Annotated in this window: 14 protein-coding genes and 1 pseudogene; 10 read left to right on the top strand and 5 right to left on the bottom strand. The window is 67.4% G+C overall.

Annotation, left to right across the window (positions count from 1 at the left end; genetic code table 11):
• Positions 1-39: 39 nt before the first annotated feature.
• Positions 40-2,028 carry a potassium transporter Kup gene (locus tag ACP7AS_RS03405; protein WP_426027431.1) on the bottom strand — a complete coding sequence of 663 codons (1,989 nt, stop codon included), beginning with the start codon at positions 2,026-2,028 and terminating at the stop codon, positions 40-42.
• Positions 2,029-2,238: 210 nt separating this feature from the next.
• Between ACP7AS_RS03405 and ACP7AS_RS03400 the strand changes: the two genes are divergently transcribed.
• The gene (locus ACP7AS_RS03400) at positions 2,239-2,709 is read left to right on the top strand and encodes an Rrf2 family transcriptional regulator (RefSeq protein WP_426027430.1); all 471 of its coding nucleotides are present in this window, start codon (positions 2,239-2,241) and stop codon (positions 2,707-2,709) included.
• A 1-nt stretch (position 2,710) separates the two neighbouring features.
• A pseudogene (locus tag ACP7AS_RS03395) lies at positions 2,711-3,522 on the top strand (SDR family NAD(P)-dependent oxidoreductase).
• Positions 3,523-3,528: 6 nt separating this feature from the next.
• Here the strand turns inward: ACP7AS_RS03395 and ACP7AS_RS03390 are convergent.
• Positions 3,529-4,227, bottom strand: a complete 699-nt coding sequence (locus ACP7AS_RS03390; protein ID WP_426027429.1) for a MarC family protein — start codon at positions 4,225-4,227, stop codon at positions 3,529-3,531.
• A 93-nt stretch (positions 4,228-4,320) separates the two neighbouring features.
• On the opposite strand from ACP7AS_RS03390, the gene pyrF reads away from it, so the two are divergent.
• Positions 4,321-5,049 carry an orotidine-5'-phosphate decarboxylase gene (gene pyrF, locus ACP7AS_RS03385; RefSeq protein WP_426027428.1) on the top strand — a complete coding sequence of 243 codons (729 nt, stop codon included), beginning with the start codon at positions 4,321-4,323 and terminating at the stop codon, positions 5,047-5,049.
• Here the strand turns inward: pyrF and ACP7AS_RS03380 are convergent.
• The 3 genes from ACP7AS_RS03380 to ACP7AS_RS03370 form a co-directional block, all read right to left on the bottom strand.
• Positions 5,046-5,951: a hypothetical protein gene (locus ACP7AS_RS03380; RefSeq protein WP_426027427.1), complete on the bottom strand. Its 906-nt coding sequence runs from the start codon at positions 5,949-5,951 to the stop codon at positions 5,046-5,048. The two genes, pyrF and ACP7AS_RS03380, sit on opposite strands and share 4 nt — an antisense overlap.
• Before the next feature lie 137 nt (positions 5,952-6,088).
• A complete protein-coding gene (locus ACP7AS_RS03375) occupies positions 6,089-6,550 on the bottom strand; it encodes a hypothetical protein (RefSeq protein WP_426027426.1) in 462 nt (153 codons plus the stop codon).
• Positions 6,551-6,635: 85 nt separating this feature from the next.
• Positions 6,636-6,884, bottom strand: a complete 249-nt coding sequence (locus ACP7AS_RS03370) for a DUF1674 domain-containing protein (protein WP_426027425.1) — start codon at positions 6,882-6,884, stop codon at positions 6,636-6,638.
• A gap of 86 nt (positions 6,885-6,970) precedes the next feature.
• On the opposite strand from ACP7AS_RS03370, the gene htpX reads away from it, so the two are divergent.
• The 7 genes from htpX (at position 6,971) to ACP7AS_RS03335 (ending at position 11,610) form a co-directional block, all read left to right on the top strand.
• Positions 6,971-7,915: a zinc metalloprotease HtpX gene (gene htpX / locus ACP7AS_RS03365; RefSeq protein ID WP_426027424.1), complete on the top strand. Its 945-nt coding sequence runs from the start codon at positions 6,971-6,973 to the stop codon at positions 7,913-7,915.
• 108 nt (positions 7,916-8,023) lie between these two features.
• On the top strand, positions 8,024-8,419 hold the full coding sequence (locus ACP7AS_RS03360) for a helix-turn-helix domain-containing protein (protein ID WP_426027423.1): 396 nt from the start codon (positions 8,024-8,026) through the stop codon (positions 8,417-8,419).
• Between the two features lie 52 nt (positions 8,420-8,471).
• Positions 8,472-8,831 carry a hypothetical protein gene (locus ACP7AS_RS03355; protein ID WP_426027422.1) on the top strand — a complete coding sequence of 120 codons (360 nt, stop codon included), beginning with the start codon at positions 8,472-8,474 and terminating at the stop codon, positions 8,829-8,831.
• 30 nt (positions 8,832-8,861) lie between these two features.
• Positions 8,862-9,326, top strand: a complete 465-nt coding sequence (locus ACP7AS_RS03350) for a hypothetical protein (protein WP_426027421.1) — start codon at positions 8,862-8,864, stop codon at positions 9,324-9,326.
• 56 nt (positions 9,327-9,382) lie between these two features.
• Positions 9,383-9,706, top strand: a complete 324-nt coding sequence (locus tag ACP7AS_RS03345; RefSeq protein ID WP_426027420.1) for a hypothetical protein — start codon at positions 9,383-9,385, stop codon at positions 9,704-9,706.
• Positions 9,707-9,874: 168 nt separating this feature from the next.
• Positions 9,875-11,107, top strand: a complete 1,233-nt coding sequence (locus ACP7AS_RS03340) for an argininosuccinate synthase (protein ID WP_426027419.1) — start codon at positions 9,875-9,877, stop codon at positions 11,105-11,107.
• A gap of 104 nt (positions 11,108-11,211) precedes the next feature.
• Entirely contained in the window at positions 11,212-11,610 is a 399-nt protein-coding gene (locus ACP7AS_RS03335) for a translation initiation factor IF-2 (RefSeq protein ID WP_426027418.1), read from the top strand.
• The last annotated feature ends 32 nt before the right edge of the window (positions 11,611-11,642 follow it).

Genomic DNA, 11,642 nt, shown 5'->3' with positions numbered 1-11,642 from the left:
CACGGGCGGCGGAGCTTCGGCCCTGCTCGGGCGAGCGGCTCAAACCGCCACCTGCGCGCCGAGCTCGACCACGCGTCCCGGCGGGATGTGGAAGAAGTCGGTCGGATTGGCGGCATTGCGGGTCAGGAAGATGAACAGCCGGTCCTGCCACAGCGGCATCCCCTGCGTCGCCGAGGCGATGACGGAGCGGCGACCGAGGAAGAAGCTGGTCGACATGATGTCGAACTTCAGCCCTTGCTTGCGGCACAGGCCCAGCGCCTTGGGCACATTCGGCTGTTCCATGAAGCCATAGCTGATGGTCAGCTTCTTGAAGTCGTCCGAGATCGGCTCGATCGTCACCCGCTGGCTTTCGGGCACGCGTGGGGTGTCGGTGGTGCGCACGGTCAGGATGACGTTCTTCTCGTGCAACACCTTGTTGTGTTTGAGATTGTGCATCAGTGCCACCGGGGCGACATCGGGGTCCGAGGTCAGGAAAATGGCCGTGCCCGGCGCGCGGTGCGGCGGTCGGGCGCGCAGCATCTCGATCAGGTCGGTCAGCGGCAGACTGTCCTTGCGCGTCTTGTCGGTCAGGATCTGGGTCCCGCGCACCCAGGTCCACATCAGCACGATCAGCGCGCCGCCAAGGGCGAGCGGAAACCACGCGCCCTGCGGAATCTTGAGCATGTTGGAGGTGAGAAAGACCAGGTCGATCGCCACCAGCGGGCTGATGGCCGCCAGTGAGAGCGGCAGGCTCCATTTCCACATGTTGCGGACGATGAACCAGGCCAGCAGGCTGTCGACGAACATCGAGCCGGTCACGGCGATGCCGTATGCCGCCGCCAGATTTGTCGAGGTCTGGAAGGTCACCAGCAGAGCCAGAACGCCGAGCATCAGCATGATGTTGACGCTGGGGACGAAGATCTGCCCGGCCTGGCTTTCAGACGTGTTGCGGATGTCGATTCGCGGCAGAAGGCCCAGCTGGACGGCCTGCTGGGTCACCGAGAAGGCCCCGGTGATGACGGCTTGCGACGCAATCACGGTGGCGATGGTCGCCATTACCAGAACCGGCCAGTAGGCGACTTCCGGCACCATCATCCAGAACGGGTTGGCGGCGGCGGCGCTGTTGTTGAGCACCAGCGCGCCCTGGCCGAGATAGTTGAGTGTGAGGCACGGCAGAACGAACCAGATCCAGCCCTGCCGGATCGGCGATTTTCCGAAATGGCCCATGTCCGCGTACAGCGCCTCGGCCCCGGTGACCGCGAGGAACACGCTGCCGAGGATGATGAAGCCGAGGAAGCCGTTGTCGAGTATGAACAACACGCCGTAGTGCGGCGACAGCGCCCTGAAAACCGTGGGGTCGTCAAAGATGTGATAGATGCCGAGCGCCGCGAGGATCAGGAACCAGACGGCGGTCAGGGGCCCGAAAAACCGGGCGACGCTGGCCGTGCCGCGCGACTGGATCATGAACAGGGCAATCAGGATGCCCGCGGCGATGGGCACGACGAAACTGTCCAGCTGACCCGAAATGCCCGGCGCATCGCGCAGACCCTCGACCGCCGACAGCACCGAGACGGCCGGCGTGATAACACCGTCGCCGTAGAACAGCGCCGCGCCGCAGACGCCGAGTATGAAGATCAGACCCGATCGGCGCCCGATGGCGTGCTGGGCCAGGGCCATCAGCGCCAGGGTACCGCCCTCGCCCTTGTTGTCAGCCTTCATCAGGAAGACGACGTACTTCAGCGTGACGACCAGCAGCAGGGCCCAGAAAACGAGGGATACGACGCCCAGGACGGCCAGGTCAGCGGTACCGCCGCTCTTGGAGTGATGCAGGGCCTCGCGCATCGCATAGAGCGGGCTGGTACCGATGTCGCCGAAGACGACGCCGATGGCACCGATGATCAGGCCCCATTTGCCGGCCTTGACGTGACCGCCTTCGCCGGCCGCCGCGGGGTGCGGATGGGCCGGGGCGACCGATTTATCGGCGGGGGTCGGTGAGTTTGAGGCGGCGGCGGAGACGCCGTCGTCACCTTTGGGAGAGGCCCCGGCCATGAAGTTCCTCCGGGACCCCGCTCCATGCGGTTCCCATCCAAAGAGCGGCGAGCCTTTAAGCTCTTTCATTCCGCGGTTCAATCGTGCTGCGGGCGCGAAGGTTCCGGGGGCTGGCGGGTCGGGAGATCCCCCAGGCTTGACGACCGCCGCGAGGGGGAATGAAGCCCGTTTGTGAAAGCGTCCCGCAAGCCTTATCTTAAGGGCAACGCCATGTCAGACAGTCAACGATTCCCCGTCGCCGCCCACGCCCTGGCCTATCTGGCCCACAGGGGGGCCTGCTCGCCCTCCGATGCGGTCGCGAGCGCCATTCTGGCTGCCTCCATCCCGACCAATCCCGTCGTGGTCCGGCGGGTGACCGCCTTGCTGGCCAAGGCAGGGCTGATCGCCACCCGACCGGGCGCGTCCGGCGGGGCATGGCTGCTGCACCGGCCCGAGGACATTTCGCTGGAGACCGTGCTGCGCGCCGTCAACGGCTGCGCCCACCTCGGGTCGCCGCCCGCGGGGGCCAAGGGCTGCCCGGTCAGCGAACACATTCCGCGTCAGGTCGCCAAGGCCCTGACCGCTGCCGACCAGGCCGCCGGTGCCGCCCTGTCGAAGATCACCATCGCCGACCTGCTGGATCACGAACCGGCGTCGCTGGCCGCCTTCGCTCCGCACGCGTCCTGCCCGGTCGCCGCCTGAGATGAGCCTGCCCTCACGGCCGCGGCCGGTCGTACTGATCACCGGAGCCTCCGCCGGCATCGGGGCCGCCCTCGCCCGGGTCTATGCCGCAGAAGGCTGGGACCTGATCCTGACGGCGCGACGCGAAGCGCCCCTGCACGCGCTGCTGGCGAACTGGCCCGCATGGGTGCCGCCTCCACCATCCTGCCAGCGGACCTTGCCGACCCGGAGGCACCGCGCCGCCTGTTCGACGCCGTTCAGGCGGACGGACTGAGGGTGGATGGCCTGATCAACAATGCCGGTTTCAGCCGCACCGCAGGCTTCCTCAACACCGATCCGGCGGCCCACAAGGCGATGATCCAGGTCATGCTGGCCGCCCCGGTGGAACTGGCCCGGCTGTTCGCCCCCGCCATGGTCGAGCGCGGCTTTGGCCGCATCCTCAATGTCGCCTCCCTCGCCGGCCAGATGCCCGCGACCGGCGGCGACACCCTGTACGGCCCGATCAAGTCCTTCCTCATCAAGGCGTCTCAAGGCCTGCATCTGGAGCTGCGCGGGACCGGCGTCCACGTCACCGCCCTCTGCCCCGGCTACACCCTGACCGAATTGCACGACGCCAACGGCACCCGCGAACAGGTGTCATCGGCCTATCCGGCGTGGATGTGGCAGACCGCCGACCATGTGGCGCGGGTCGGCTATGCCGCCTGCGAGGCCAACCGGCCCAGGGTCACACCGGGGGCGATGAACAATGTCCTCGCCAGCCTCGCCAAACACCTGCCTGACCATATGGCGCTGAACATGGTCGGCGGCCACGCGAAACGGCTGAAGCGGATCTGACCCGCCTCAGTGCCCGCCGTCCGGATAGGGCGTGGTGGCGATCGAGCTGAACATCCCCGGAATGGCTTCGGACAGGCCGGCGAGGATGAACTGGATGGCCAGGGCGCAGAGGATCAGGCCCAGCACCCGCACGATGATGGCCATGCCGATCTCGCCGAGCAGACGGCTGATCGGGCCGGTCAGGGTGAAGACGATGAAGGTGGCGAGGCCCGCAGCGACGATAGCCGCCACCCCCGCCGCCTGCCCGGCAGGACCGACCTTCTCGGCTTCACCGGCCTGGATGATGATGGTCGAGATCGCGCCCGGCCCGATCAGCAGGGGCATGGCGAAGGGCACGACCAGCCGCTGGAACCGACGGCGGGCATAGCCCTGGTCATTCTGGGCGTCAGCCAGGGCGTCCTTGTCGGCGAACATCTTGAGGAAGTCCTCGCGCGTCATGTCGAGGCCCAGCAGCAGCAGCAATATGCCGCCCGCAATCCGGAACGCCGCCAGCGAAATGCCGAAGAACTGCAGCAATCCCAAGCCGGTGAAGAAGAAGAAGGCCAGGAAGACGACGATGAAAATGCAAATCAGGCCCGAGACCGAGAGCCGCTGCCGCACCGAGGCCCCGGCCGTAGCGGCGGCGAAGATCGGAATGTTGCCGATGGGATCCACCAGGGCAAACAGGGCCACGAACAGGTTGACCCCCAGATCGACCGCGTCCATGTGCTGACCTCGCCCTGCAATTCACATCCCGCGGCCATCAAGGCTGACGCCCGACCGCGCGTCCAGCCCTAACGGCTCAGGAGGAGCGACGCCATGACCCCGGCAAAATCTGATTCCCGCCTTATCGTCGGCCTCGACCTTCCGTCGCTGGACGCGGCCCGCGCCATGGTCGACAGGCTGGGCGAAACCGTCGCGTCCTACAAGATCGGTCTGACCCTGCTGGCCCGGCCCGGCGGCGTCGCCTTCGCCCACGACCTGCGGGCGCGCGGCAAGGCCGTTTTTCAGGACTGGAAGCTGCATGACATCGGGGCCCAGGTCGAAGGCGCGGCCCGTGCCGTGGCCGAGGGCGGCTGCGACCTGCTGACCGTCCACGCCGAGCCGCAAGTCATGCGTGGCGCGGTCAAGGGCCGCGACGCATCGGGCGCGAACACGAAACTTCTGGCCGTTACCGTCCTGACCAGCCTGTCCGACCTGGACCTGGCCGACATCGGCTACGGCTTTTCGGCGGCGGATCTGGTCGAGCGACGGGTCCGGCAGGCGCTGGACTGCGGCGTCGACGGCGTCGTCTCAAGCCCGCTGGAGGCTGCCCGCGTGCGCGAGATCGTCACCGCGGCGGGCCGCCCGGACTTCCTGATCGTCACCCCCGGCGTCCGCCCGGCAGGCGCGGACAAGGGCGACCAGCAGCGGGTCGCGACCCCGGCGGAGGCCCTTTACGCCGGCGCAACCCATCTCGTCGTGGCCCGGCCGGTGGTCGGCGCTGAGGATCCGGTTCAGGCGGCTGCGGCCATCATCGCCGAAATGGGCGACGGCCCGGTTCACTAGCCCCGCTCACCGGGCTCCTGGCTGTAGTGCTGGCGCGGCGGCGGCGGCGTCTGTCCGCCGGTGCCGTAGTACTGGTTGGGGGTCATCGGGGCTTCATAGACGGGTTCCGGCGCGGGGACGTAAGGGGCCGGCTCCGGCAGAGCGATATAGGGCTCTGCGTCACGGACGTCGGCGCGGCAGCCACAGTTGTGCCGTCCGCCCGTATCGCTCCGGCCGTACCCGACCGCGCCATGGGCACCATACCCCTGGCCCCGGTCCTCATAGCGCTCTTCCCGGTGCCCGTCGTCAGCCGCATAGGCCGTACGGCCCTCATAGACGGCGTAGGCCTCACGGGATTCGTAACGACTCTCTTCGTATCGACTCTCGTGGCGTTCGCTGTAGCCATAGCGTCCACCCCGGTCGCCCTGCTGTTCGTAGCCGCCACCGCAAACCGGCGCAGCACGCTGGTTGCGGCCGAAACCGCTCAGCACATAGCCGAAGGGTGCCGCCCCGCAGGCGCGCCCCTCATAGACAGCCTCGTTGTAATAGACCGGACCGCTCCAGGGTCCGCCCCCGTCCCCGCCATAACCGCCGCCGACATAGACTGCGCCGCCGCCGACCACGCCCCGCGCACCGCTGACGTTGTAGGTGCGCGCGTTGAGATACGACCCGGCCGAGGCTCCGGCGTAGGCGTTGGCGTTCGCACTGGCGTTCACATTCACATTGATGTTTGCGCCACCGGCATAGCCCCCGCCCGGATGACCGCCCCCGGGGTGACCCCCGCCACCACCGCCGCAACTTCCGCAACCCCCGCCCGGGTGCCCAGCACCCGGATGGCCACCGCGCGTCGGGCCGCCCGCCTGGGCGGGGCTGGCGGCCAGGATCAGAAAGGCGGCGCCGGCCGCGACGGTAAGCATACGCATGAGACCCACTCCGGTGATGATCCGTTGTAAGTCTCTGGAATGAAAAGGGTTCGGATTGCACCGCAGGGGCGAAACCGGGACCGGTTCTTTCCCCTCAGGGCAGCCAATTTAACCGTACCCGTGGCGGTTCGGCCGAGTCACCGGTCGTAGAGATAGACGTCAGCACAGCCGCAGTCTCGCGAACCGCGGTGCCGGTGCCCATCAGGCCCGCCGCGCGTCGAGGTCGGGGAACGGTCATCATTGTAGCCCCAGACGTCGCGATAACCGGGCACCGGGGGCCGATCATATCGGCCGGAACCATCGCGGTATCGATCACGGTCGTACCCATAGGTGCCGTAACCGTGGCCCCCATACGGCCGGCCATATCCCGGCACGGGCACATAGACCCGGGGCCGGTCGGAATATCCGTCCGCCCGGCGGCCGGTCTCGACATAGGATCGTGTTTCGAACTCCGACAGCGGTGATCCGCCGACCGGTCGGCCATAGGCGTTGAGATAGACAGGCTGCCCCCAGGTCTGGGCCGAGGCGATGCCAGGGCCGGCGAGCGGGATGAGCACGAGCGTGGCAAGGGCCACGGTGGCGGCGAGCGGTCGGATCATGGGACGGCCTTTTCTGAACAATGCGTTTAACGCTGTTCGGCCGTCTTTGTTCTCCCGCCGCTGTGTCCGCACGACGGGCGCGGCGTCAGAAGTCGATCGCCAGGCCCTTCTTCTCCCAGTCCCCATAACGGGTCGGCTCGGGGCCGCTTGGCCCACCATGCTCGGTCGGAGCCGCATCGTCGGACGACGCCGACCGCCGCGCTGCGGCTTCCAGCAGGGCGCGGCGCGCGGCCTCGCTCAGCGGCCGGTCGGGCGTGGCGTGGGGCACGTCCCGGTTCAGTGCCGGCGGGGCCTCCGGCTCAGGGCCGGAGTGAGGGGTGGGATGATCGGTCACAGCAGCCTCGCCTTGAGCCTTGGTGTCTACGTTCTCAAATTAGGCACTCGCCCCGAATGCGCCAGCCGTGATCGAGCCATCCGACGATGAATCACCTCAGGACCTTCACCCTGCTGGCGGCGCTGACCGCCCTGTTCGTCGGCATCGGCTATCTGATCGGCGGTCCGGTGGGCATGGGGATCGCCCTGGTCGTCGTCGGGGGCCTGAATCTGATCAGCTATTGGAACGCCGACAAGATCGTTCTGAAGATGTATCGCGCCCAGCCGGTCGACGAACAGCATCCCAACGCCGTCGTCCGCGCCTATGTTGCCGATGTGGTCCAGATGGCGCGGGACGCCGATCTGCCCCGGCCCGTGATCGCCATCATTCCCAACGACCAGCCCAATGCCTTCGCCACCGGCCGCAACCCCGCCCACGCCGCCGTCTGCGCCACCACCGGCCTTCTGGACATGCTGAATCGTGACGAAATCCGCGGCGTGATGGCGCACGAGCTGGCCCATGTGAAGAACCGCGACACCCTGACCATGACCGTCACGGCCACCGTCGCCGGGGCGATTGCGGCCCTGGCCAATTTTGCGATGTTCTTCGGCGGTAGCGACCATCGCGAGCGGCCTGGCGGGTTGATCGGGACGCTGGCGCTGATGATCCTGGCACCCCTGGCCGCCGCCCTGGTGCAGATGGCCATCAGCCGCTCGCGGGAATACGAGGCCGACCGCGTCGGGGCCGCGATCGCCGGCGACCCGCTGGCCCTCGCCGCCGCTCTGCAGAAGATCGACGCCTCCGCCCGCCAGATCGTGAATCCGGTCGCCGAGCGCAATCCGGCCTCGGGCCAGCTCTTCATCATCAATCCCCTGGCCGGGCGGGGGACCGACAATCTGTTCTCGACCCATCCCGCCACCCGCAACCGCGTCGAGGCCTTGATGGGACTGTCGCGGCAGCCGGCGACGGGGCCGGTGGCGGCGCTGGAGAGCCCGGAACCGGACGTCAGCGTTCGCCCCGATCGGCTGTCGGATCGTGGGCCGTGGGGCTGACAACCGGCCCCGTCAGCCGCCCACAATCCCGGCTTCAGCGGTAACTGTCTGGACGAAGACGCAAATGCGGTGGAAAGCTTCCGCCCTCCAGGGGTGGGTGCAACGATCGTGCGTCTGACGGTTCAAGAAGTCCGCGTCCTGCTCCTGCTGGGAGAGGGGCTCAGAAACAAGGAGATCGGCGCGCGCCTCGGCGTCGCCGAGCGGACCGTCAGCAACACGCTGCAGTCCGCTTATCGCAAGCTGGGTCTGTCCAGACGACAGGACGCGGTAGCCAAGTTCAAGCGAAATTGGTCAGAAACCGGTCATTCTTTGAGCATTCACACGGTGCCCGAAATTCGCTTGTCTGGCTTTTTCTCCGGACCTGACCCACGACCGCCCACCTTCTATCGCCCCACACCGCCCGGCATCGTCAGCTCGAGCGTCATCATAGGGGTCTTCGCGGTGATCGGCGTGATCGCGGTTCTCGCCCTGGTGACGTCCAAGGCCTTCCAGGGCCTGGGCTGAGCGTACCGAAAACCTGTCCTGAAAGCCCGCATTCGCGGAGGAGCGTCCAACCATGTCGGAACTCAACGAACTGGGCCGCCAGATGGCCGAAAAACTCTACGCCGCCGAGCGCGCGGTCGACGTCGCGGTGGCCGAAATCGGCGACCTGTCGGCGCTGATGACCCGCGGCCGGATGGATCACAACGTCGCCGCCGTCGTCGGTCAGGAAGCGCTGGAGCTCGTCGCCAAATGCGGCGGCCGGCTCACCCGGGCCCGCCGCGCCCTGGTCGAAGGACACAAGCAGATGGCGCGGGATGCGCGGTCGATGCGGATCGCCTGGACCGTCGCGTCCGGACCAGGCACCAAACCCGACGACGGAGCGACCGTGCCGCTGACGGGCCACCTTCGGGAAATTCCGCGCAACGCCGCTTGACGGTGAAGGGGAAGCGCAGAACGTCGGGGGATGAACATTGGTGAGATCTTGGCTCTTCTCGGAACTCCGGCGCAGCAGGTCTTCTGGCTCGCGACCCTCTCGGTCTCGGCGGTCGGACTCACCTTCGGCGACCGCTCGGTGCGGATCGGTGTCGGCCTGGTGGTGGGCGGTTTCGTCCTCAGCAGGCTCGCCGAGGGACTGGTCTGGCAAGCCATTCGGGCGGGGGTCGCGTGTCTCGACGGCCTCCTGTTCACCCTGCTCTTCCTGCTGGCGTGGCGCAGCCGCCGCTGGTGGGCGCATGGTGCCGCAGCCTTCGCGTTTCTGTGCTTCTTTGCCCACTTCATCGCCCTCCTGGACCAGACGGTCTGGCGGCGGGCCTATGTTGAGCTGGGCTGGTATTTCAGCGCCGCCATCGTCCTGGCGCTGCTCGTCGGCGTCGCCGAGACGCCGTTCGCCCGCAGTTACGAGCGCTGGGCGGCGTCTCAGGCCCGCTGACTTCCTATCACCTCCCACCGCACAGGCGGTTGGAGACAGCACCCAAGGAGCCCGTCATGGCGCACGCCTGGACCTATGAGACCGCCATGTCCTTCTGGAGAAGGACGAAACAGAACCCGGAAGCCGTGTGGGATGAATACGCCGCGGCCGAACGGTTCCTGCTCCAGCACCGGCCCCGGTCACCCGGCGAGGCAGCCCAGATCCTGGCCATTCTGGTCGAACAGGGCGGCGATCGTCGCTCGGACGGGCGCGATGTCGAGGCCATGTCACGCATTCGGCGCTTCCTTCAACAGATGGACCGGCAGGATGCGCCACAAGATGACCGGCGGGATCCGCGACTGAACGAAAATGCCGCCCCGTTGACGATGAGGGTCGCCTGAAGCGAAGGCTGGAGCCGGATTGACGGCATCAGCGGAATCCCGAAGCGGTGTCGCCTGGTCCGATCGGGCTCCCCCGCCGCATTCCCGCCCTTGCATCGCGGGGCGTCTGGTCCTTAAAGCGCGCGCAGACGTCAAAAACGCCTCCCCGCGTTCGCTGAAGGACCCTTCATGACCCAATCCGCGCCCAAGAAGGTCGTTCTCGCCTATTCCGGCGGCCTCGACACCTCGATAATCCTGAAATGGCTGCAGACGGAATACGGCGCGGAGGTCGTGACCTTCACCGCCGACCTGGGCCAGGGCGAGGAATTGGCACCGGCCCGCGAGAAGGCGCTGAAGATGGGCATTAAGCCCGAGAACATCTTCATCGATGACCTGCGCGAGGAGTTCGTTCGCGACTACGTCTTCCCGATGTTCCGCGCCAACGCCCTGTACGAGGGCCAGTATCTGCTCGGCACCTCCATCGCCCGGCCGCTGATCGCCAAACGCCAGATCGAGATCGCCCGCATGGTCGGTGCCGACGCCGTCTGTCACGGTGCCACCGGCAAGGGCAACGACCAGGTCCGGTTCGAGCTCGGCTACTATGCGCTGGAGCCCGACATCCGGGTCATCGCCCCGTGGCGCGAGTGGGAGTTCAAGAGCCGCGAACACCTGCTGGACTTCGCCGAGAAGCACCAGATCCCGATCGCCAAGGACAAGCGTGGCGAGGCCCCGTTCAGCGTCGACGCCAACCTTCTGCACAGCTCCTCCGAAGGCAAGGTACTGGAGGACCCGTCGGTCGAGGCTCCGGAGTTCGTGCACCAGCGCACCCTGTCGCCCGAAGACGCGCCCGACGTGGCCACCGTCATCACCATCGGCTTCGACAAGGGCGACCCGATCTCGATCAACGGCGAGGCTATATCGCCGGCGACCCTGCTGACCGCCCTGAACCAGTACGGTCACGACAACGGCATCGGCCGCCTCGACCTGGTCGAGAACCGGTTCGTCGGAATGAAGTCCCGCGGCGTCTATGAGACCCCGGGCGGGACCATATTGCTGGCCGCCCACCGCGGCATCGAGTCCATCACCCTCGACGGCGGGGCCATGCATCTGAAGGACGAGCTGGCGGTCAAATACGCCCATCTGGTCTACAACGGCTTCTGGTTTTCGCCCGAGCGCGAGATGCTCCAGGCCGCCATCGACCACTCCCAGACCCGGGTCTCGGGCACGGTCCGGGTCAAGCTCTACAAGGGCAATGCCACCGTCATCGGCCGTGAAAGCAACGAGAGCCTGTACGACCAGGAACTGGTCACCTTCGAGGACGGCGCGGTCGCCTATGATCAGAAGGACGCCGCCGGGTTCATCAAGCTGAACGCCCTGCGCCTGCGCGTGCTGGGCAAGCGGGATGCGCGCGACCGGGGCTAGATCGACATCCGCCTTGATGGATGCCGGACCATTGTCCGGATTGCCAAAATGCCGAGCCTGAACGAAAGCTGACCTGCACCCCAATCCGGAGACCATCCCTCGCCATGCGTATCCTTCTCGCCGTTGCCGCCGCTCTCGCGATCGCCAGCCCCGCTTTCGCCCAGACCGCACCCGCTCCCGACCAGGCCACCATCGAGGCGGCAGGCCAGGCCTTCCAGGCCGACCTCGAGGCCATGGCCGGTGAACTCCGGGCCGCCCGCACCGCCGCAGGCGCGGACACCGCCAAGGCCAATACCGACGCCGATGCCATTGTCGCGCGCCACCAGGCGGGGGCCGACACCTTCGCCGATCAGCTCGCTGCCTTTGCCGCATCCCCGGCCTCGGGCCTGCCGGCCGAGGCCTTGCCCCAGATCGCCATGGCCGTCGCCCAGATTCGGGGGGCCCCGGCCCAGATCCGCGCCGGCATCATGGCCGCTCCGGCCACGCCCGCCGCGTCGCAGTAAGCCCTTGATCGGTAAGGCGGCGAGCTCGCGCC

Source organism: Brevundimonas sp. TWP2-3-4b2 (genome assembly GCF_049897345.1).
In the GTDB taxonomy this organism is placed as follows: Bacteria; Pseudomonadota; Alphaproteobacteria; order Caulobacterales; family Caulobacteraceae; genus Brevundimonas.
Note: the sequence above shows the minus strand (reverse complement) of the source record. Positions and strands in the feature narration are given on the sequence as shown.

Excerpts from the sequence above, each read along its gene's own strand:
- ACP7AS_RS03400 (WP_426027430.1), top strand. The coding sequence starts at position 2,239 with ATGTCAGACAGTCAACGATTCCCCGTCGCCGCCCACGCCCTGGCCTAT.
- ACP7AS_RS03345 (WP_426027420.1), top strand. The coding sequence starts at position 9,383 with ATGGCGCACGCCTGGACCTATGAGACCGCCATGTCCTTCTGGAGAAGG.
- ACP7AS_RS03340 (WP_426027419.1), top strand. The coding sequence starts at position 9,875 with ATGACCCAATCCGCGCCCAAGAAGGTCGTTCTCGCCTATTCCGGCGGC.
- ACP7AS_RS03375 (WP_426027426.1), bottom strand. The coding sequence starts at position 6,550 with ATGATCCGACCGCTCGCCGCCACCGTGGCCCTTGCCACGCTCGTGCTC.
- ACP7AS_RS03405 (WP_426027431.1), bottom strand. The coding sequence starts at position 2,028 with ATGGCCGGGGCCTCTCCCAAAGGTGACGACGGCGTCTCCGCCGCCGCC.
- ACP7AS_RS03380 (WP_426027427.1), bottom strand. The coding sequence starts at position 5,951 with ATGCGTATGCTTACCGTCGCGGCCGGCGCCGCCTTTCTGATCCTGGCC.
- htpX (WP_426027424.1), top strand. The coding sequence starts at position 6,971 with ATGAATCACCTCAGGACCTTCACCCTGCTGGCGGCGCTGACCGCCCTG.
- ACP7AS_RS03355 (WP_426027422.1), top strand. The coding sequence starts at position 8,472 with ATGTCGGAACTCAACGAACTGGGCCGCCAGATGGCCGAAAAACTCTAC.
- ACP7AS_RS03350 (WP_426027421.1), top strand. The coding sequence starts at position 8,862 with ATGAACATTGGTGAGATCTTGGCTCTTCTCGGAACTCCGGCGCAGCAG.
- pyrF (WP_426027428.1), top strand. The coding sequence starts at position 4,321 with ATGACCCCGGCAAAATCTGATTCCCGCCTTATCGTCGGCCTCGACCTT.
- ACP7AS_RS03335 (WP_426027418.1), top strand. The coding sequence starts at position 11,212 with ATGCGTATCCTTCTCGCCGTTGCCGCCGCTCTCGCGATCGCCAGCCCC.
- ACP7AS_RS03390 (WP_426027429.1), bottom strand. The coding sequence starts at position 4,227 with ATGGACGCGGTCGATCTGGGGGTCAACCTGTTCGTGGCCCTGTTTGCC.